The 19,074-nt window shown below is 68.3% G+C and carries 18 protein-coding genes; 1 reads left to right on the top strand and 17 read right to left on the bottom strand.

From position 1 onward, the window contains the following. Positions 1 to 113 precede the first annotated feature (113 nt). From B5Y19_RS15925 to B5Y19_RS15875, 11 genes are all read right to left on the bottom strand, one after another. Entirely contained in the window at positions 114 to 1,763 is a 1,650-nt protein-coding gene (locus B5Y19_RS15925; RefSeq protein ID WP_079591694.1) for an arylsulfatase, read from the bottom strand. 382 nt (positions 1,764 to 2,145) lie between these two features. Further along, a complete protein-coding gene (locus B5Y19_RS15920; protein WP_079591693.1) occupies positions 2,146 to 3,150 on the bottom strand; it encodes an HAD family hydrolase in 1,005 nt (334 codons plus the stop codon). Positions 3,151 to 3,285: 135 nt separating this feature from the next. Beyond that, positions 3,286 to 4,554 (bottom strand): BatD family protein, encoded by a 1,269-nt coding sequence (locus B5Y19_RS15915; RefSeq protein WP_055727791.1) that lies wholly within the window; start codon positions 4,552 to 4,554, stop codon positions 3,286 to 3,288. Further along, positions 4,551 to 5,192: a tetratricopeptide repeat protein gene (locus tag B5Y19_RS15910; RefSeq protein WP_055727790.1), complete on the bottom strand. Its 642-nt coding sequence runs from the start codon at positions 5,190 to 5,192 to the stop codon at positions 4,551 to 4,553. Before B5Y19_RS15910 ends, B5Y19_RS15915 begins: the two co-directional genes overlap by 4 nt. Beyond that, positions 5,189 to 6,106: a VWA domain-containing protein gene (locus tag B5Y19_RS15905; RefSeq protein ID WP_244555609.1), complete on the bottom strand. Its 918-nt coding sequence runs from the start codon at positions 6,104 to 6,106 to the stop codon at positions 5,189 to 5,191. Before B5Y19_RS15905 ends, B5Y19_RS15910 begins: the two co-directional genes overlap by 4 nt. After that, positions 6,103 to 7,119: a VWA domain-containing protein gene (locus tag B5Y19_RS15900; RefSeq protein ID WP_055727788.1), complete on the bottom strand. Its 1,017-nt coding sequence runs from the start codon at positions 7,117 to 7,119 to the stop codon at positions 6,103 to 6,105. Before B5Y19_RS15900 ends, B5Y19_RS15905 begins: the two co-directional genes overlap by 4 nt. 2 nt (positions 7,120 to 7,121) lie before the next feature. Next, positions 7,122 to 7,604, bottom strand: coding sequence for a DUF4381 domain-containing protein (locus B5Y19_RS15895; RefSeq protein ID WP_055727787.1), 483 nt, complete (start codon positions 7,602 to 7,604; stop codon positions 7,122 to 7,124). After that, positions 7,601 to 8,602, bottom strand: coding sequence for a DUF58 domain-containing protein (locus B5Y19_RS15890; RefSeq protein WP_079591692.1), 1,002 nt, complete (start codon positions 8,600 to 8,602; stop codon positions 7,601 to 7,603). The genes B5Y19_RS15895 and B5Y19_RS15890 overlap by 4 nt, the downstream gene beginning before the upstream one ends. Before the next feature lie 11 nt (positions 8,603 to 8,613). After that, the gene (locus tag B5Y19_RS15885) at positions 8,614 to 9,615 is read right to left on the bottom strand and encodes an AAA family ATPase (RefSeq protein ID WP_055727786.1); all 1,002 of its coding nucleotides are present in this window, start codon (positions 9,613 to 9,615) and stop codon (positions 8,614 to 8,616) included. Next, positions 9,612 to 10,574, bottom strand: a complete 963-nt coding sequence (locus B5Y19_RS15880) for a formylglycine-generating enzyme family protein (protein WP_055727785.1) — start codon at positions 10,572 to 10,574, stop codon at positions 9,612 to 9,614. Before B5Y19_RS15880 ends, B5Y19_RS15885 begins: the two co-directional genes overlap by 4 nt. Next, positions 10,567 to 11,490 carry a polyphosphate kinase 2 family protein gene (locus B5Y19_RS15875; RefSeq protein WP_055727784.1) on the bottom strand — a complete coding sequence of 308 codons (924 nt, stop codon included), beginning with the start codon at positions 11,488 to 11,490 and terminating at the stop codon, positions 10,567 to 10,569. Before B5Y19_RS15875 ends, B5Y19_RS15880 begins: the two co-directional genes overlap by 8 nt. 241 nt (positions 11,491 to 11,731) lie before the next feature. Here B5Y19_RS15875 and B5Y19_RS15870 point away from each other — a divergent pair, with 241 nt between their 5' ends. After that, the gene (locus B5Y19_RS15870; RefSeq protein WP_055727783.1) at positions 11,732 to 12,703 is read left to right on the top strand and encodes a DMT family transporter; all 972 of its coding nucleotides are present in this window, start codon (positions 11,732 to 11,734) and stop codon (positions 12,701 to 12,703) included. Here the strand turns inward: B5Y19_RS15870 and B5Y19_RS15865 are convergent. The 6 genes from B5Y19_RS15865 to B5Y19_RS15840 form a co-directional block, all read right to left on the bottom strand. Next, positions 12,700 to 14,025, bottom strand: coding sequence for a metal-dependent hydrolase family protein (locus tag B5Y19_RS15865; protein ID WP_055727782.1), 1,326 nt, complete (start codon positions 14,023 to 14,025; stop codon positions 12,700 to 12,702). The two genes, B5Y19_RS15870 and B5Y19_RS15865, sit on opposite strands and share 4 nt — an antisense overlap. Positions 14,026 to 14,151: 126 nt before the next feature. Then, a complete protein-coding gene (locus B5Y19_RS15860; RefSeq protein WP_055727781.1) occupies positions 14,152 to 14,703 on the bottom strand; it encodes a carboxymuconolactone decarboxylase family protein in 552 nt (183 codons plus the stop codon). Between the two features lie 17 nt (positions 14,704 to 14,720). Further along, positions 14,721 to 15,584, bottom strand: a complete 864-nt coding sequence (locus B5Y19_RS15855) for a carbon-nitrogen hydrolase family protein (protein WP_055727780.1) — start codon at positions 15,582 to 15,584, stop codon at positions 14,721 to 14,723. Further along, a complete protein-coding gene (locus tag B5Y19_RS15850) occupies positions 15,581 to 17,248 on the bottom strand; it encodes an ABC transporter ATP-binding protein (protein ID WP_055727831.1) in 1,668 nt (555 codons plus the stop codon). Before B5Y19_RS15850 ends, B5Y19_RS15855 begins: the two co-directional genes overlap by 4 nt. Positions 17,249 to 17,253: 5 nt before the next feature. Continuing rightward, positions 17,254 to 18,126, bottom strand: coding sequence for an ABC transporter permease (locus B5Y19_RS15845; protein WP_055727779.1), 873 nt, complete (start codon positions 18,124 to 18,126; stop codon positions 17,254 to 17,256). After that, positions 18,123 to 19,067 carry an ABC transporter permease gene (locus B5Y19_RS15840; protein ID WP_079591691.1) on the bottom strand — a complete coding sequence of 315 codons (945 nt, stop codon included), beginning with the start codon at positions 19,065 to 19,067 and terminating at the stop codon, positions 18,123 to 18,125. Before B5Y19_RS15840 ends, B5Y19_RS15845 begins: the two co-directional genes overlap by 4 nt. Positions 19,068 to 19,074 lie beyond the last annotated feature (7 nt).

Raw genomic sequence — 19,074 nt, 5'->3', positions numbered from 1 at the left:
GCTCGCCGCCGCCTCCGTTCCCGGAAGCGGCGGCAATGATATCCCAGCGTAACCGGCCGGAACCAGCGTCTTTCGCTGGCCCTGGCCGGCGGGGCCGTTTCGATCGATGCCGGCTATCTCGGCGCGAGGCGCTCCAGCTCGTTCAGGCGCTTCAGTGCGGCCTGCTGCTGCAGCAGCCCGTAATTGATGCCGGAGGCATTGAGCGAGCTGCCGGCCTGGAACGGATACTCGGCGAAATCGGAGAAGAACTCCTTCACCTTCCCCTGGATCGGCACCAGCAGCCACATCTGCTGGGCGAAGAACTTCATGGACTCGCCGCCTTCCTTGGTCCCGCGCTCATAAGGATCCATGCGCAGATTGGTGATGTTGGCCCAGGATGGCACCTCGCGCGTCGCCGTTGCGATGTTGCCTTCGCTGGCTACGGCGAAGCTGACCTTCCAGTCATTCCAGCGCACGGCGTTGAGATTGCCGCCCTGGTCGAAATAGAACATCGCGTCGCGCGGGCCCTTCTTCTCGTCGCCCTTGAGGAAGGGCATGAAGTTGTAGCCGTCGAGATGGACCTTGAAGGTCTTGCTGCCGCTCTGGAAGCCGGTCTTCATCTTCTCCTTGATGTCGCCGACGCCCGCCGCAGCGCAGAAGGTCGGGAACCAATCCATCAGGGTGATCATGTCGTTGACCTGCGTGGCCGGCTTCACCACGCCCGGCCAGCGCACCATCATCGGGATGCGCATGCCGCCTTCCCAGGTCGTGCCCTTCTCGCCCCGGAACATCGTCATCGCACCGTCCGGCCACAGCGCGAGCTCGGCGCCGTTGTCGGTGGTGTAGAGCACGATGGTGTTCTCGGTGATGCCGAGATCGTCGAGCTGCTTCAGCAACTGCCCGACATGCCCGTCATGCTCGACCATGCCGTCGGCATGGATGCCCATCCCGGTCTTGCCGAGCGACTCCGGCTTGAGATGGGTAAAGACATGCATGCGCGTCGAGTTGAACCAGCAGAAGAACGGCTTGTTCGCCTTGGCCTGCCGGTCGATGAAATCCTTGGCGCCGGCCAGGAATTCCTCGTCGACGGTTGGCATGCGCTTGGTGTTGAGCGGCCCGGTATCCTCGATCTTGCCGTCAGCCGAAGCTTTGATCACGCCGCGCGGGCCGAACTGGCGCCGGAAATTCGGGTCCTTCGGGTAGAAATAGCCCTCGGGCTCCTCTTCCGCGTTCAGGTGGTAGAGGTTGCCGAAGAACTCGTCGAAGCCATGCCGCGTCGGCAGGTGCTCGTCGCGGTCGCCGAGATGGTTCTTGCCGAACTGCCCGGTGGCGTAGCCAGCGGTCTTCAGCGCATCGGCGATCGTCGGCATCCAGTCCTGGATGCCATGCGGGTCGCCGGGCATGCCGATCGTCAGCAGGCCGGTGCGGAAGGGTTCCTGCCCGAGGATGAAGGAGGCGCGGCCGGCCGTGCAGCTCTGCTGGCCGTAGGCGTCGGTGAAGATGGCGCCCTCGGCGGCGATGCGGTCGATATTGGGCGTGCGATAGCCCATCATCCCCATCGTATAGGCGCTCACTTGCGGGATGCCGATATCGTCGCCGAAGATGACGAGAATGTTCGGCTTCCGGCCACCGGCCGGTACCGGGGCAGGCTGCTGGGCCTGCGCCGTCTGGACCGGGGCGCTCGCCAGATAGCTCGATGTCGCGGCCAGGACGGTGCCACCCAGCAGGATACTGCGCCGGTTGAGAACCTTGCTGTCGTCGGGCTGCGTGGACTTCGTTTCCATGGAACCGTCCTTCCGTTTGCCTGATATCGAAATGAAGCTGCCGCCACGGCCGGGCGAAACAGTCGTTACCCGGGATAGTCGGCAACGCTTATTGATCAACTGCCTTTTGGAAATCGAACATCATTCGATGATTTCTGTATCTGCATCCGCTCTTTTGCGAAGACATTCCACTGCACTCGCGACCCGCGAGCGAAATTCCTCCAGATCAACTACGGTGAACTGAGATCCGCCGATCTCCCATCGGCAAGTATGAATTGTGTCGCTACCGCAGGAAATCGGGGAGAGCCCTCGATCGGAACCGGACTTTCCCTGATATGGCGGCAATGCTGGCCCCGGCGCATCGCGCCGGGAAATGGGTGAGCGGGACCACGGTCGACGCCGGCTACGGCCGAGCCGGCGGAAAGACCTCCTTCCAATCCGTCTTCATGTCGACGATCGTCCAGCCCTTGGCGCGCCCCTCGTCGAGGGCCTTGTCGAGCTTGCCGATCGAGGATTTGCGGTCATAGGCCCATTCGCGCTCGGCATCGGTATGATGGACGATCAGCGCGAGCCGCGGGCCGCTTCCTCCGACAGTGTATTGCAGCATCTGCAGGTCGCCGTCCGAATTGCCGAAGGCGAGGATCGGCCGGCGGCCGATGAAGCGGTTGATGCCGACCGGCTTGCCGGGGCCGTCGTCGATGAACTCGACCTTGGCCTGCTTCAGCAGTTGCGGCTTTCCGTCCGGCCCGATCGCGAACTTCACCACGCCCGAAGAGCCGACGACCTGCTCGGGCGGAATGCCGTAGACCTTCTCGGCGAAGACCCGCATGAACTCGACGCCGCCGCCCGAGACGATGAAGGTCTTGAAGCCATTGGCCCTTAGATAGGCCAGCAGCTCGAGCTGCGGCTGGTAGACCAGTTCGGAATAGGGCCGCTTCTTCGTCGGGTGCCGGGCCGTGGCGAGCCAGTCGGCGACCGATTTCTCGAAGGCCTCGGTCGTCATGCCGCCATGGGTCGCGGCGACGAGCTGCAGAAGCCCCTTCTCGCCGGAAGCGGCGAGCCCCTTCATGTCGCCGGCCAGCACCGAGCGATACGGCTCCTTGCCCTTCCATTCCGGATGCTGCGGCGCCAGCCGCTTCACCTCGTCGAACGCGAAGAGCAGCTGGAAATAGGCCGGCTGCTCGGCCCAGAGCGTTCCGTCATTGTCGAAGGTGGCGATCCGTTCGGCCGGCTTGACGTAGTCCGGGCCGCCCTCGCGCGTCACCTTCGCGACGAAGTCGAGGATGGCGGTCTTGGCCGCCCCCTGGTTCCAGGAGGGCAGCGGATCGGTCTGCGCCACCACTTGCCCTGCTGCGGCAAGCGAAAACCCTGCCGCCAGCGTGAGGGACAAGATGCTACGGCGGGTCATTCCCGAAGTCGGTACGTCCACGATACGTCCTCCTCAAAATTCGCGCGGCACATCGGCCCGCTGGCCGGGCGAGGCCTGTCTTGCCTTGACATCAAGAGCGGGCATCTCCCCTCCCATCGGCCAAAGGCGCGCCTCTCAGGCGACGGGGTTGAGAGGCGGCAGCGGATCTGCCGCCCCGTGCGGCGACGGCCGCCGTTGCCGGTGAAAACGCCTTGCCGCCTCGGCGAGCCCGGCGCCGGCGGCGCGATCCCAGGATGCGCCGTCGCCGAAGAGGCCTCGCTCCAGCTGGGCGATGGCCTGCCCCAACCTTTGGTCCGCGCGCGCCTGCCGCCGTTCACTGGCCGAGAGGCGCTCGAGCCATTGGGCCAGCGCCCGATAGGTCGCCGAAGCGTCGCCCGCACCGGCCGCCCGCAGCAGCTCCCGTCGCGCCGCGGCTTCTGAATTGCGCCGCCGCAGCACCGCCTCCTGCCAGAGAGCCGCCACCCGCGCGCGCAGCAGGACTAGGATGAGAAGCAGCGCCACGAGGGAAAGGCCGACCACCAGCCATACCGGGCCCGGAACCCATCCGGTCTGACGGCCCGTGCGGCCGGCGGCTCCCGCGGCGATCGTGACGGTGGCGCCCGGCAGGGTCTCGGTCCGCGCCTGCTTGTCCGAAAGGCTCCACCAGGGCTGGGTCAGCGCCGGCAGATCATAGGTCCCGGCCTTCTCGAAGACATAGGTGACCTTGTCGGTGCGATGCCCCTCGACGTTGCCGCGATTGCTGCGATCCTCCACTACGGGCGGGTCGACATAGACGCGCACGCCCTCCGGCGCAGTGAAACCGAGCTCCGCCATGCCGAGCGCCGGCACGCCGTCCGCCTGCCTCCGGATCAGCCGCACGATCGCGCCGCCCGGCTTGAGCTGCGCCGCCCGCGGATCGGGCGACCAGCTCTGCTCGACGCTGACGCCGTCCGCTGCCAGCACCGGGCCGGACGGATCGATGCCGGGCGGCACCGTCACCGCGATCTTTACCGGTTGGCCCTTCGCCGTGCCGGCGGGGTCGCCATTGCGGTCGAGCAGCGTCACATCGGCGGCGGGAACGGTGATCTCGCCGCCACGACGCGGAAACAGGACGAACTCGAAACTCTGGCCGACATAATCCTGGTCGCCGATCCGGTCCCGCATCGTCGTCGCCTGCGTCTCGAAGCGCAGGATCTGCGCGCCGGGCGCTTCGGAGAGGCTGACCCGCGGCGGGCGGACCATCTCGCCCGGGAACAGGACCTCGACGTCGAGCCTGACCGGCTGGCCGATCACGATGCCCTGCGCGGGATCGGTCGTCGTGCGGATGACGGGCCCACCCGCAGGCTCCTGCCCCCAGGCAAGGCCGGGAAGGAGCGCCAGAACCAGGGCCGGAAGCCGCTTCATGGCGCCGCTCCATCGGCCTGCGCCTGCAGCTGGTAGGCGAATTTGGCCCGCAGGAAATCGGCCGGCTGCGTCTGGACGCGCTTGAGCCAGAGCGCCCGGACCTGCTCGTCCGACATCGACTTCTCGCCTTCGACAGTGGTGTCCTCGCCACCCTTCTTCGTCTTGTCGAAGACGATCTCGTCGGGCTTGTCGTCGGTGTTGCCGGTCTCGCCGCCCTGCGTCTTCTTCCGCTCGCCGCGGATGCGCGCGATCTCGCGGTTGTTGAGGGCCGCCGCCCAGCCGGGGCGCAGCGCCAGCGCGCGGTCATAGCGTTTCAGGGCGTCGTCATACTGGCCGAGCATCACCAGCGCATTGCCCTGGTCGAAGGCGCCCTCGGCCGTGTCGCGCGCGGCGAAAGCCTGGGCGGCTTCCTTGAACTCCCCCGCCCGGAACAGCGCGACGCCGCGCCACAACGGATCGCGGAAAGCCTTCGCGGCCTCGGCCGGCCGGTTCCCGCTCATCAGCAGGCGGCCATGCTGGTCCGGCGTCAGCCAGAGATCGCGCCAGCCGAGCCAATAGGCAGCGGCCGAGAGCGCGAGAACCGCGGCCAGCGCGATGACCGCATAGGGAGAGGACAGAAGCGAACGCCGGCCGCTCATGGCAGCACCCATCCGCGGCGAAACCACAACAGGGTCAGCAGCGCCAGCAGCGGCACCAGCCAATAGCCGGCCTCGCGCCAGTGCTCGCCCTCGCCGGCGACGCTTGCCGCGGCGTCGCGGCTGTCGAGCCGGCGCACGATCGCAGCGACATCCGTCTGGTCCGGCGTCGTCGGGATCGTGGTCGCTCCCATGGCGCGCGCCGCATCGGCCACGCCGCTCGTATCGGTCCCCGGCGCCACCAGGGCGAGCAGCGTCACCGCCGGCCCCCTGCTCTGCGCCAGATCGGCCACCGCCTCTGGCGCGATCGTGTCCGCCATGACCAGAACAGAGCCGCCATCGGCGCTGCCGGCGAGCGCGCGCCTGGCGAGCGCCAGCGCTCCGGCGAGATCCTCACCCTCCTTCGGCATGATCCGTGGCGACAGCGCCTTGGCGAGGTCGAGCACCACGCCGCTGTCCGGCGTCGCCGGCAGCACGAGATGGGCGGAGCCGGCATAGGCGACGAGCGCCGTCGAGGCGCCCTCGCGCGCCGCCAGGATGTCGGCGAGCTTCTGCCGGGCACGGTCGAGCCGCGTCGGCGCGAGGTCCTCGGTCAGCATCGATGGCGTGACCTTCAGCACGACCGCCACGGCGGGCTTGGCTCCCGCGAAGGGCGACGGCTCGCGCTGCCAGGCGGGGCCGGCGATGGCGAGCGTCGCGACGATCCAGGCGAGGAACAGCCAGTCCGAGGGGGTGATACGCTGGTGCCGGTCGCTCCCGACGAGGAGATAGGGCAGCAACGCCGGATCGATGACGCGACGCCATTGCTGCAACGCGTCCGAACTGCGGCGCTCCAGCAGCCAGAGGGCCGCCGCCGGCAGCAGCGCCAGCAGCCAGAGCGGCCGTTCGAAGTGGAAGGCGGCGAGCGCGTCCATCATGACGCCGCCCCCGCCGTTGCCGCGGGCTCGGCGGCCCGCCGATACCGGTGGCGGCGCAGCAGGAACAGCGCCTGCGCCGCCATGCTCAGCACCAGCATCGCGGCCAGCGGCACCCAATAGATGTCCCGGCGCGGGCGGAAGCTGACCGTGTCGATATGGCGGGTCTCGATCGCGTCGAGACGGCGATAGATATCGGCGAGCTGGTCGCGGTCGAGCGCGCGGAAGAAGCCGCCGCCGGTCGTGTCCGCCACCTCCTTCAGCGCCGCCTCGTCGAGCTTGTCCTCGCCCGCCGCCTGCGGATCGCCGACGGCGACGGTATGGATGACGATGCCCTTGTCCTTGGCGACGCGCGCGGCTTCCGCCGGCGGAACCTTGCTCATCGTGTCGTTGCCATCGGTCAGCGCGATGATGGTCTTCGCCTTCACCGTGCTCTTGGCGAAGAGGCCGATGCCGAGCCCGATGGCGTCGCCGAAGGCGGTGCGCGGCCCGGCCATGCCGACATAGGTGTCGCGCAGCATGGCGCGGCAGAGCTCCAGATCGGTGGTGAAGGGCACGAGCGCGAAGGGCGCGTCGCCGAACACCACCACGCCGACGCGGTCACCCTTCCGGCGCGACAGGAAGTCGTCGAGCACCTGCTTCACCGCGGTCAGCCGGTCGACGGTTTTGCCGGAGGCGTCGACGAAGTCCTTGGTATCCATCGAGCCGGAGAGATCGACCAGGACGAGCAGGTCGCGGGTCGGCACGTCGCGATGCAGCGGCGGCTCGATCCATTGCGGCCGGGCGAGCGCGGCGAGCGTCATCAGCCAGGCCAGCGCCAGCAGCAGCAATCGCCCGAGATGGCGCCGCGCCACCACGCCGCCGGAATAGGGCTGCTGCCCGCTCAGCCGGGCCAGCCTGTCGAAGAAGGGCACCCGCAGGCCGGCATGCCGTTCCGCATGGGCGGGCAGGACATACCAGACGAGGAGCGGCAGCGGAGCGAGCAGGCCGATCCAGGGATAGGCGAAGGAGAGCATCGTCAACGCCCTCCCGAGACCCGGCCGCGCTGGCTGCGCAGCCAGCTCTTGGCGTCGGCCGCCAATGCGGCTTCGTCCTGTGCGGATGTTTTCGCACCCTCCGGGAACAAGCCGTCGAAGCCGGCGGCCAGCCGATCCGTCGAAGCGCCGGCAGGCGCGGTTTCGCGGATGAAGGCCGTCCAGGCCGTACCCGTCAGGGAGGCGACGCGCTCGCGGCCGTAGCAGACCATGGCTGCCCGCTTCAGCACGGCCGAAACGGCATCGGCACCATCGCCCTCCCGGGCGGCCGCATCGATTTCCACGGCGGCCCGGCGCAGATAGGCATCGGCGCGGTAGCGCTGGAGGGCGCGCCACCCGGCCACGGCGAGCGCAGCCGCAGCCGCCGCGCCGACGATCCAGACACCGGCCGCGGGCGGCCAGAAGGATATGACCGGCGGCAGGGCCAGATCGGCCAGATTGGCGAGGTCTCCCGGGTCGGCGCTCACGGCGACCTCCCGCCGGCGCTCGCAAGCTTCTGCGCCTGCCGCCGGCCTATCAGCTCGCGCATCTGCTCGGCCACGTCGCGATCGGGAGAGATCGGCAGAACCGGAATGGCGCGGCTGCGGGAGAGCTCCGCCAGCCCGGCCCGCCATGCCACACGCTCGTCGAGAAAACGCCGACGCAGCGACGCGCCCGAGGCATCGACCTCGATCTGCGACTGCCCCGAGCTGAAGGTCGCCCGTCCGACATCGGGAAGGTTTTGCTCCAGCGGATCCTGGACGAAAACCGCGAGCACGTCGTTATGGGCGCAGAGCCGGGTCACCAGCCGCCGCGTCTCGTCGTCAGCGCCGTCCAGATCGGAGATGACGCAGATCAGCCCGTCATGCGCCACCATGCGCGCGGCCGCGCTCAGGGCCTCGTTGAGCCGGCCCGGCCCCCGGTCGGAGGAGGCCGCATGCTCCAGCGCCGCATTCTGCCGGGCGACCTCGCTGAGGACCCGGACCGCCCCCTGGTCACGCGCCCGGGGCTTCACCGTCACGACCTCCTCGTCATTGAAGACGACCGCCCCGACACGGTCCCCCAGCGAGGTGACGCGCCAAGCGGCGAGCGCCGCCGCATCGGCCGCCGCGACCGATTTCATCGCCCGCCTGCTGCCGAAGAACATCGTGCTGCGCTGGTCGACGAGCAGGATGACCGGGCGGTCGCGCTCCTCGGAATACACCCGCACATGCGGGCTGCCGAGCCGCGCCGTCGCCAGCCAGTCGATGGTGCGCGTGTCGTCGCCCTCGAAATAGTGCCGCAGTTCCTCGAAATTCAGGCCGCGGCCGCGCAGGCGCGAGGCATGGCGCCCCGCGAGCAGGCTGTGCACGGGCTGGCGCGGCAGGAAGCTGAAGCCGCGGGCACGATGCTTGAGGCGCAGCAGCTCGTCGAGCGTGGCGAAAGCCCGGGCCCCAGCGGCCGGCGCCGGCCTTTCCGTCCTCGTTCTTTCCCGCATCAACGCCATGGCGCGCCTCGCTATGCCGCGACCGCGACCTGCTTCACCACCTCGTCCAGCACGGCATCGGCATTGACGCCCTCGGCGCCCGCCTCGTAGCCGAGCGCAACCCGGTGCCGCAGGCAGTCATGCGCGACGGCCTGCACATCCTCCGGCGTGACGTAGTCGCGGCCCTGCAGCCAGGCATAGGTCCGCGAGCATTTGTCGAGCGCCAGCGAACCGCGCGGGCTGGCGCCGACCGCGATCCAGTTCTTGAGATGGTCGCCATATTCGGCCGGCCGCCGCGTCGCCGCGATCAGCCCGACCATGTAGGACTCGACGACATCCTTCGTCGTCACCCGGTCGATCTCGACGCGGGCATCGAAGATCACCTTCTGTGGGATCGGCGCCGGAGCGGCAGCGGGGCTGCCGGTCGTCGCTGCGCTTTCCGCGCGGACGAGCCTCATCACCTTCACCTCGTCCGCGTCGGACGGGTAGTCGATGCGGACATGCATCAGGAAGCGGTCCATCTGCGCTTCGGGCAGCGGATAGGTGCCTTCCTGCTCGATCGGGTTCTGCGTGGCGAGGACCATGAAGAGCGGCGGCAGGTCGTAGCGCTTGCCGGCCACGGTGACATGGCGCTCCTCCATCGCCTCGAGCAGGGCCGACTGCACCTTCGGCGGGGCGCGGTTGATCTCGTCGGCGAGGACGAGATTGCCGAAGACCGGCCCCTTGCGGAATTCGAACTGCCCGTCGGCGCGCAGGATCTCGCCACCCGTCACGTCGGAGGGCAGCAGGTCGGGCGTGAACTGGATGCGGCTGAAGTCCGATTGCAGGTTCTTCGACAGGCTCTTGATCGCCCGCGTCTTGGCGAGGCCGGGCAGGCCTTCGAGCAGCACGTTGCCGTTGGCGAGCAGCGCGATGACGATGCGCTCGACCACCCGCTCCTGCCCGATGATGTCCGCGTTCATCCGCTGCTGAAGCTCGCGGATGGCGTCGCGGGGTGCCGTCGTGGCGTCGCCCGCCGGCAGAGGATCTCTCATCGCGGCTCCCTTATCACGCAGCGAAAGCCGACATGGCTGGTGGAGGTGTCGACCGGCTCGGCATGGCGCGCCGGCGGGCGGTAGCGCCGGCAGTAGTTCGGCGCGCAGAGATGGGAGCCGCCCTTCAGCACCTTGCGCGGAATCCGGATGGTCGGCTGGCGGGGGTCATAGCTCTCCGCCTCCGGCCCGCCGCGCGGATTCTGCGGCACGCAGCAGGCCTTCGGCGCATCGGCCTGATGGGCGACCGACCAGAAATCGGCCGTCCACTCCCAGACATTGCCGATCATGTCGTAGAGGCCGTAGCCGTTCGGCGGGAAGCTCCTGACCGGCGAGGTCCGGGCCCAGCCGTCGTCCTTGGTGTTCTCGAACGGGAAATTCCCCTGCCAGACATTCGCCATGTGTTGGCCGTCCGGCATCAGCGCATCGCCCCAGGCGAATTCAGCCTCTTCCCGGCCGCCCCAGGCCGCGAACTCCCATTCCGCCTCGGTCGGCAACGCTTTCCCGGCCCAGGCGGCATAGGCCTCGGCGTCGCGATAGGCGACATGGACGACGGGATGGTCGTCGAGCCCCTTGATCGACGAGCCGGAGCCGTAAGGCTTGCGCCAGGTCGCTCCGAACTTGAAGGCCCACCACTGCGACCAGTCACGCAGATCGACGGGGTGCGACGGCGGGTCGAACATCAGCGAGCCTGCCCGCAGCATATGCGGCAGGGCGCCGGGATAGTCCTTCGGGTCGGGAGCGATCTCGGCGAAGGTGACATGGCCGGTCGCCTCGACGAAGGCGCGGAACTGCCTGTTCGTCACCGGGGTCGGGTCGATCCAGAACGGATCGACGCTGGCACGGTGGCTCGGCGCCTCCTCGGGATAATGCTTGTCCGAGCCCATGCGGAACGTGCCGCCGGGAATGCGGACCATCGCCTCCGTCGCGGCGGGGAGGTCCAGTATCGCGCCATCAGCCATCGTCTCGGCCTTTCGTCAGGCGGCTCTCGCCGTCATCGCCCTCGGCCATCAGCTCGTCCCGGGCTCGGGCCATGGCCTCGCGCGCTTCCTCGTCGACCTCGGGGAATTCGAGGTTGCGCTTCTCGAGGCAGTCCACGATCGCCGCGGCGACGAACAAGCGACTGAACCACTTGTTGTCCGCCGGAACAATATGCCAGGGCGCCGCCTCGCTCGCCGTATGCGCGATCGCATCCTGATAGCTAGCCTGATAGGCGTCCCAATGGCGGCGCTCGGCAAGGTCGGCGGCGTCGAACTTCCAGTTCTTCTCGGGCCGATCGATCCGCTCCAGCAGGCGGCGGCGCTGCTCCGCCTTCGACAGGTTGAGGAAGAACTTCAGGATGATGGTGCCGTTGCCGATCAGATGGCGTTCGAAGGCGCGAATGCTCGTGAAGCGCTCCTGCCAGATGTCCTTCCCCATCAGCTGCGGCGCCAGCCCCTGCTTCTTGAGCAGCTCCGGATGGACACGGACTACGAGGACTTCTTCGTAGTAGGAGCGGTTGAAGATGCCGATCTCGCCGCGCCCCGGCAGAGCGCAGGTGGCCCGCCAGAGGAAATTGTGGCTGAGCTCGAGCTGGCTCGGCGCCTTGAAGGACACGACCCTGCATCCCTGCGGATTGATGCCGGACATCACGTGCTCGATCGTGCTGTCCTTGCCGGCGGTATCCATCGCCTGCAGCAGGATCAGCAGCGACCAGCGTTTCCCCGCATAGAGCCGCTCCTGCAACTCGCGCAGGCGCTGAACGCCGCCCTGCAGCAGCTGCTTCGCCGAATCCTTGTCGATGTCGAGCCCGCAGGTATCGGCCGGATCGAAATGCTTCAGGCGAAAGCCGTCTCCATCGGTCACCCTGAAGCGCTCGACGATCTCGGCCGTCCCCATGCTCGACGACTCCCTACCCGGCTTTTCGACGGAAGATCGTCCTGCCGCGTGAACTCCCCCAATGATCCACCGACCCGGCGCTCCGAGTCCATCAGGAGAAACCCGCTATGTCGGCCGGGCAAAGCCCGACCGGCGAGAAGCGGCCGCTCCGAAGGGCGGCCCTTGGCGCGCCCCTTGTCCGGCGATCGCGGCTGACCTAAGGCTCCTGCAGGTCATCCCTGCGCCAGGCCAGATTCCGCACATGGGCCAATCGGCTAACAGCTCTCCCGGCCCATCCGTCGGGAGCCTTGCAGCGGCGCTACTGCTCGCGGTGATGTGGGGGCTTTCGATCCCGATCACGAAGCTCGGCCTGCTGACGCTGCCGCCGCTGACGCTCACCGCGTTGCGCTTCCTGATCGCCGTGCCGCTGATGTTCGTCTTCGTCGTCGGCAAGCAGCGGCTGCCGCGGCATGCGCTGCTTCGCCTCGCAGGGCTCGGCATCCTCGGTATCGGCATCGGCCAGGTCGCGCAGACCTTCGGCGTCGCCGGCACCTCGGCCTCGGTCGGGACCACGATCTCGGCGGCGATCCCGGCCTTCGTCGTCGTCTTCGCGGCGCTGCGCCTCAGGCAGCCGGTCTCGCGCCTCCAGGCCTTCGGTATCCTGGCCGCCTTCGTCGGTATCGCGCTCGTCGCCTGGGGGCGCGGGGACGCGGCCTCCGCCGCATCGCAGACCAGCCTGGGTGGCGCCGCCCTGGTGCTCCTCTCGGCGCTGACGATCGCCTTTTACTATGTCTGGAGCGTCGAGCTCTCGGATCGGCACGGCACCGCCGCCGTCGCCGCGTGGAGCACGCTGTTCGGCTTCCTCGCGCTGCTGCCCTGGGCGATCTGGGAGGCCTCGCATGTGCCATTCACGCTCAGCGCCACCGGACTCGCCTCGGCGCTCTATCTCGGCGTGATGGTGACGGTCGCGGGCCTGTTCCTCTGGCTTCACCTGCTGCGGACCGTCCCGGCCCGGATCGCGGCCAGCATCCAGTATCTCCAGCCGATCATCGGCGTCGCCGCGGCGGCGCTGATGTTCGGCGACGACCTGGGCCCGCTCTTCCTTGCCGGCGTCGCCCTCGTGCTGGCCGGCCTGACGCTGACGGTCACGAACCGGCGCAAGGGCGAGCCACGCGATTCAGAGCCCGGCAGCCGACAGACGCAGAGCCGGGGCCCCGGCACGGCAGACAGCTAGTTCAACGCGTTCTTGTAGATCACGCCGTCCTTCATGATGATCTTGAAGTTCTTGGCGGGGTCGGCGACCAGCTCGATGTTCTCGAGCGGGTTGCCGTCGACGAGCAAGAGATCCGCGAGCGCGCCCTGCTCCACGACGCCGAGCTTGCCGGGATAGGGATTGCGCTTGCCGGACAGCTCCAGCAGCTCGGCATTGGTCGAGGTCGCCATGATCAGCGCCTCAGCGGGGGTGTACCAGCGTGCGAGCGAGGCCAGGATCGCCCCCTGCTGCTGCGCCAGCGCCTGGGAGAACAGCACGTCGGTGCCCCACGCCGTCTTGATCTTGTATTTCTTCGCGAACGCATAGGCCCGGGCGATGCCGGGCCAGACCTGCTCCGCCTTGGTCCGCTGGACCGACCCGACCGGAAAGCCCAGCTTCAGGGCCTCGGGCAGAGGCTGCAAGCTCAGCCAGACGCCCTTCTCCGCAATGAGCTTGGCGGTGGCCTCATCCATCAGCATGCCGTGCTCGATCACCTTCACGCCTGCCGCGATGGCCTTCTGGATGGCGTCCGGCGTGAAGGCGTGCGCGGCGACATAGGTGCCCCAGTTCTCCGCCGCCTCGACGGCGGCGCGCAGCTCGGGCTCGGTGAAGGTCGTGACGTCGACCGGGCTGAAGGGGGACGAGACGCCGCCGCCCGCCGTCAGCTTGATCTGGGAGGCGCCCTGCATCAGCTGCTCGCGCGCCCGCACCCGCACCTCGTCGGGGCTGTCCGCGACCATGGCGCCGCCGACCTGCTCCATGCGCGTGAGCATGCCGCCGATCGTGCGCGGCAGATCGGTCAATTGCCGGAAATCGCCGTGCCCGCTGGTCACGGTGATGATGGCGCCGGAGGGATAGATGCGCGGGCCCTTGACGACGCCTTCGTCGATCGCGGCCTTGAGGCCGAACACCGGCCCGCCGACATCGCGCACCGTGGTGAAGCCCCGCAGCAGCGTATCCGTCGCCTCGGCGCCGGCCTGGAGATTGTTGTAGCCGACATCGCCGAAGGACTGTGCCGGCGTCACCCGGATCAGCATCGCATGCCAGTGATTGTCGATCAGCCCGGGCATCAGCGTGCGCCCGTTTCCGGAAATGCGCCGCGCGCCCGCCTCCTCGATCGGCGTCGTCGAGATACGCTCGATGACGTTGCCCTTGACCAGCACATGCGACGGCGCGGAAAGACTCGCGCTCTTGCCGTCGAAGATCCGGACGTTCTCGAAAAGAACGTCCTCGGCATAGGCGGGGCCGCAGAATGCCAGCGCCAGAACTGCGGCGAGCCATCGCCGGCCGGGAGGAAACGACATCCGGATTCTCCTCGCATCGCAAAGCCGCGAAACCGGGCCATCGAAACGAAGATCGGATGGAGTTTCAACCTTCGATTTCCGGCAGCGGGCGAACCGCGCTGCCGGTCGGGAGCTATATCGGCTCCCTTAGCGCGGGCTGCCGTCCAGCGGCCGCTCTGCCATTTCCTTGGCCACGGCCGCGTCGATCGGCGTGTCGTAGGTCATCAGGATGTAGCCAAGGACGGAGTAGAAGCCGACGGTCGCGATCAGGTCGAAGACGGCCACGCGCCCCAGCGCCGCTGCGAGTTCGGCCTCCAGCGCGGGAGAAAGGCGCTTGTCGTCGAAGAGGGCATCGACCGCGCGTGCGATCAACCCGTCCTCGCCTTCCGGCATGCCGCGCAGCGCCGCGATCCGCGCATCGCTCATGCCCAGCACCCGCGCCCGGCTGACATGATGCGCCCATTCATAGGGCGAGCCCATGCGATGGGCTGCGCGCAGGATGACGACCTCCGAGCGCACCGGCCCGAGCGCACTGTCCTTGACGATGTGCTGGCGCAGCGGCGCCCAGGCCTGCACAAGCGCCGGGTGATGCGCCATGGTGCGGTAGACGTTGAGCGCGCCGGCAAAGCCGTCCTTCAAGCCGGCAATCGCCTGGGGCCAGTCGGCGTCGCTGATCGGCGGGCAGGGAGAGGTCGTCATCGGATGTCTCGCGGAACTCAGGAGTTGAGGTACTTGGCGTAGAGCGCAGGCGCGCGGTCGGTCCAGATGCCGGTGAAGCTGCGATAGCGTGCGACCTCGGCGAGGTCGATCTCGACCCGCAGCACATCCTCGCGGTCATGGTCGAGCGCGCCGAGCACGCGGCCATCCGGCGCCACCGCGCAGGAGCGGCCGAAGAAGCGCTGCCCGCCAAGGCTGCCGCTGCGGTTGCAGCTCAGGAAGAAGACGCCATTCTCGATGGCCCGCGTATAGGCGCGGTGGATGAAGAGCGCCTCGTCCGCCACCGGTGCGTCCTCGGCCCCGAAGGAAGCCCAGATGCAGGTCACGATGCTGGCGCCGTGCAAGGCGAGGATGCGGGTGATCTCGGGGAAGCGGCTATCGTAGCAGATCTGCATGCCGAGCCGCGTCCCGAGGACCGGGTAAGTGTCGATGCTGTCGCCGCCGGTGAAGAACAACTTCTCGTTCTGCCACTGATGGACCTTGGTGTAATCGCCCAGAACGCCTTCCGGGCCGATCAGCAGCGAGGCGTTGCGCATCACCCCGGCGCGGCGCGCATCGCGCAGGCCGAGCCCGATCACCAGATGCACACGATGCCGGGCCGCGAGCGCGACGAGCGCCTTGATCTCCTCGCCATCCGGCGCCGCGCAGGCCTCGTAGAGCGCCGCGCCGAAATGCGGCACGTCGCTGACCATCGGCCCACCGGGTACCAGCGGCTCGACATAGCCGGTGTTCGCCAATTCCGGGAACAGGATGAGCTGCGCGCCTCGCGCGGCTTCCGCTGCGACGAAATCGTGGATGCGCCGGAAATTCTCGGCGGGCGCCAGGGGCTGGATGTCGAGTTGAACGAGGCTGGCGGAAATCATGCGTCGGCTCCGGCGATGCGGCGCCCGGTGGCGAAATCCCAATCCCGCCCTGGCGCCGCGTTGATCAAGGCACGTGTATACTCATGGCGTGGCCTGGCCAGCACCTCGGAGGCCGGCCCGTCCTCGACAACGCGACCGCGCTGCATCACCATCACCTCGTCGCAGATCTGGGCGGCGACGCGCAGATCATGGGTGATGAACAGCACCGCGAGATTGCGCCGCTCCTGGATCTCGGCCAGCAGCGCCAGCACCTGCGCCTGCACTGAAACGTCGAGCGCAGAGACGGCTTCGTCCGCGACGATGACCTCGGGCTCCATCATCAGGGCGCGCGCGATCGCGATGCGCTGGCGCTGCCCGCCTGAGAACTGATGCGGGAAGCGTTCGAGACTGGTGCGCGGCAGGCCGACGACCTCGAGCAGTTCGCTTGCGCGCTTCAGTGCGGAGGCGCGCGCCTCGCCGAGATTGAGCGGCCCCTCGATCAGGCTCTCGCCGATGCGCAGGCGCGGATTGAGCGAGCGGTTGGGGTCCTGGAACACCATCTGCACGCGCCGCCGCGCCGGCGCCAACGCCGCCTGGCCCTGGAGCGGAGCGATATCCTGGCCGTTGACCCGGATCTCCCCGCCGGTCGGATGCTCCAGCCTCAGCAGGCAGCGCGCCACCGTCGACTTGCCCGAGCCGCTTTCGCCGACGATGCCGAGCGTGCGCCCGCGCGCCAGCTTGAAGCTGACATCGTTGACGGCGCGCACGGTGCGGATGTCGCGGCCCATCAGCCGCCCCAGCAGCGAGCCGAAGCTGAAGGTCTTCTCGAGGTTGCGGATCTCGACGACGGCCTCCGCCTCCCCGGCAGCAGCGCGCGGCGCCCGCGGCACCAGCGACGGCACGGCCTGCAGCAGGTCGCGCGTGTAGTCTTCGCGCGGCCGGCTCAGCACCTGCTCGACCGGGCCGGTCTCGACGATCTCGCCGCGACGCATCACGCAGACCCGGTCGGCGATGTCGACGACCACGCCCATGTCGTGGGTGATGAACAGGACGGCGGTGTTCTGCTTCTCCTGCAATTCGCGGATCAGGCTCAGGATCTGCTTCTGCGTGGTGACGTCGAGCGCCGTCGTGGGCTCGTCGGCGATCAGCAGCTTCGGCTTCAGTGCCAGCGCCATCGCGATCATCACGCGCTGGCGCTGCCCGCCGGAGAGCTGGTGCGGATAGCTGTCGTAGATCCGCGCCGGATCGGGCAGGTGCACCGCCTCGAAGGCGGCGAGCGCCGCCTCCCGGCGCTCCTTCGGCCGCATCTGCGTATGCGCCCAATAGACCTCGTCCATCTGCAGCCCGATGCTCAGCACCGGATTGAGCGCGGTCATCGGCTCCTGGAAGATCATCGCCATCTCGGCGCCGCGCAGCGCCTTGGTGCGGGCGGGCGTCGCGGTGAGGATGTTCTCGCCGTTGAGCAGCGCGGAACCGCCCGTCACCCGCAACTCGTCGCGCGGCAGCAAATCCATCGCGACCAGCGAGGTCACCGACTTGCCCGAGCCGGATTCGCCGACGAGGCAGAGCGTCTCGCCCGGCTGGATGTCGAAGCTGATGCCCTTCAGGATCTCGGAGGGCTCACGCCCGCGCGTCGCGACCTTGAGGTCGCGGATGGAGAGCACAGGCTGGATGGGAGCCGTCATCTGCATCACGCGCTCCTCCCCTGCATCTTCGGATCGAGCCGGTCGCGCAGCGCGTCGCCGAGCAGGTTGATCGACAGGATGCAGGCCGACAGCACGATCGCCGGCCAGAACACCAGCCAGTGGTTGATCGCGAAATAGAGCCGGCCCTCGGCCATGATGTTGCCCCAGCTCGGGATCTCCGTGCCGATGCCGACGCCGAGGAAGGACAGCGCCGCCTCCGTCAGGATGGCGGAAGCGTACATATAGGTGCCCTGCACGATCAGCGGCGCGATCGTGGTCGGCAGGAGATGCTTCCAGATCAGCTTGGCCGGGGGCGTGCCGAGCAGCATCGCCGCGTCGACATAGGTCTCCTCGCGCGCCGCGATGACCCGGGCCCGCACGAGCCGTACGACCTGCGGGATGGCGGGGATCATGATCGCGAAGATGACGGTGACGAGCCCGCCGCGGACCAGCGCGACGATGGCGATGGCGAGCAGAATGCCGGGGATCGCCATCAAGCCATCCATCATCCGCATCAGCACGCCGTCGATGCCGCGGTACCAGCCGGCGAGCAGGCCGAGCGGCAGCCCGATCGCGATGGCGCCGACGGCGACGCCGGCCCCGACCAGCAGCGAGACGCGCGCACCATAGACCACGCGCGAATAGAGATCACGACCGAAGGAGTCCGTGCCTAGCCAGTAGGTCTCGGAAGCGGGCTTCAACCGCATTGCGGCATTGAGCCTGGTCGGCTCGAAATTGGCGATCTGCGGGGCGAACAGCGCCATGACGATCACCGCGAGCAGGACGGCGACGGCGAGCACCGTCGTCCAGTGCGGCGGGTTCTGCAGCAGGCGGCGCTTGGGAAGCGCGCCCTGCGCGGGGTTCGACGGGGCGCTCATTGATAGCGGATCCTCGGGTCGGTCAGGGCATAGGAGAGATCGATCAGCAGGTTGATCAGCACATAGGTCCCGGCGGTGAGCAGGATGATCGCCTGGATCAGCGGATAGTCGCGGGAGAGCACCCCGTCGACCACCAGCCGGCCGAGGCCGGGGATGTTGAAGACCGTCTCGGTCACGACCACGCCCGAGACCATCATGGCGAAGCCGGTGCCGACGACGGTGAGGATCGGGATCGCGGCGTTGCGCAGCGCGTGGCGGAACAGGACGATGCGCTCGCCCAGCCCCTTGGCCCGCGCCGTGCGGACATAGTCCTCGCGCAGCACTTCGAGCATCGAGGCGCGCGTCATGCGCGAGACCAGCGCGATGTAGAAGGAAGAGAGCGCCAGCCCCGGCAGCAGGATGCGGTGGAGGAAGGGCCAGAAGCCGTCGGCGAGCGGCTTGTAGCCCTGCACCGGGAACCATTTCAGATCGACGGCGAAGACCGCGATCAGCACATAGCCGATCACGAAGATCGGAACGGAGAAGCCGACCACCGACAGCGCCATGACGAAGCGGTCGACCATCCCGCCATGGCGCCAGGCGGCGAGCACGCCGAGCGGCAGCGAGATCACCACCGTGAAGATCATCGCCATCACGGCAAGCGCCAGCGTCGGGCCGATGCGCTGGCCGATCATCTCCAGCACCGGGCGCTGCGAGATCAGCGAATGGCCGAAATCGCCGCCCGCCATGCCACCGAGCCAGGTGGCGAACTGGCTGGCGAGCGGCTTGTCGAGGCCGAGATTCTCGCGAATGGCGGCCAGCTGCGCCGCGGTCGCCTGGTCGCCGGCGATGGCCTGCGCCGGGTCGCCCGGCGTCAGGCGCAGCAGCAGGAAGACGAACAGCGCCACGAAGAACATGACGGGGATCGCCATCAGCAATCTGCGCAGGAAATAGGAAGCCATGTGGTGC

Origin of the sequence: Allobosea thiooxidans, assembly GCF_900168195.1 — a bacterium.
Classification (GTDB): Bacteria; Pseudomonadota; Alphaproteobacteria; order Rhizobiales; family Beijerinckiaceae; genus Allobosea; species Allobosea thiooxidans.
Note: the sequence above shows the minus strand (reverse complement) of the source record. Positions and strands in the feature narration are given on the sequence as shown.

Excerpts from the sequence above, each read along its gene's own strand:
- B5Y19_RS15925 (WP_079591694.1), bottom strand. The coding sequence starts at position 1,763 with ATGGAAACGAAGTCCACGCAGCCCGACGACAGCAAGGTTCTCAACCGG.
- B5Y19_RS15920 (WP_079591693.1), bottom strand. The coding sequence starts at position 3,150 with ATGACCCGCCGTAGCATCTTGTCCCTCACGCTGGCGGCAGGGTTTTCG.
- B5Y19_RS15915 (WP_055727791.1), bottom strand. The coding sequence starts at position 4,554 with ATGAAGCGGCTTCCGGCCCTGGTTCTGGCGCTCCTTCCCGGCCTTGCC.
- B5Y19_RS15910 (WP_055727790.1), bottom strand. The coding sequence starts at position 5,192 with ATGAGCGGCCGGCGTTCGCTTCTGTCCTCTCCCTATGCGGTCATCGCG.
- B5Y19_RS15905 (WP_244555609.1), bottom strand. The coding sequence starts at position 6,106 with ATGATGGACGCGCTCGCCGCCTTCCACTTCGAACGGCCGCTCTGGCTG.
- B5Y19_RS15900 (WP_055727788.1), bottom strand. The coding sequence starts at position 7,119 with ATGCTCTCCTTCGCCTATCCCTGGATCGGCCTGCTCGCTCCGCTGCCG.
- B5Y19_RS15890 (WP_079591692.1), bottom strand. The coding sequence starts at position 8,602 with ATGGCGTTGATGCGGGAAAGAACGAGGACGGAAAGGCCGGCGCCGGCC.
- B5Y19_RS15885 (WP_055727786.1), bottom strand. The coding sequence starts at position 9,615 with ATGAGAGATCCTCTGCCGGCGGGCGACGCCACGACGGCACCCCGCGAC.
- B5Y19_RS15880 (WP_055727785.1), bottom strand. The coding sequence starts at position 10,574 with ATGGCTGATGGCGCGATACTGGACCTCCCCGCCGCGACGGAGGCGATG.
- B5Y19_RS15875 (WP_055727784.1), bottom strand. The coding sequence starts at position 11,490 with ATGGGGACGGCCGAGATCGTCGAGCGCTTCAGGGTGACCGATGGAGAC.
- B5Y19_RS15870 (WP_055727783.1), top strand. The coding sequence starts at position 11,732 with ATGGGCCAATCGGCTAACAGCTCTCCCGGCCCATCCGTCGGGAGCCTT.
- B5Y19_RS15865 (WP_055727782.1), bottom strand. The coding sequence starts at position 14,025 with ATGTCGTTTCCTCCCGGCCGGCGATGGCTCGCCGCAGTTCTGGCGCTG.
- B5Y19_RS15860 (WP_055727781.1), bottom strand. The coding sequence starts at position 14,703 with ATGACGACCTCTCCCTGCCCGCCGATCAGCGACGCCGACTGGCCCCAG.
- B5Y19_RS15855 (WP_055727780.1), bottom strand. The coding sequence starts at position 15,584 with ATGATTTCCGCCAGCCTCGTTCAACTCGACATCCAGCCCCTGGCGCCC.
- B5Y19_RS15850 (WP_055727831.1), bottom strand. The coding sequence starts at position 17,248 with ATGACGGCTCCCATCCAGCCTGTGCTCTCCATCCGCGACCTCAAGGTC.
- B5Y19_RS15845 (WP_055727779.1), bottom strand. The coding sequence starts at position 18,126 with ATGAGCGCCCCGTCGAACCCCGCGCAGGGCGCGCTTCCCAAGCGCCGC.
- B5Y19_RS15840 (WP_079591691.1), bottom strand. The coding sequence starts at position 19,067 with ATGGCTTCCTATTTCCTGCGCAGATTGCTGATGGCGATCCCCGTCATG.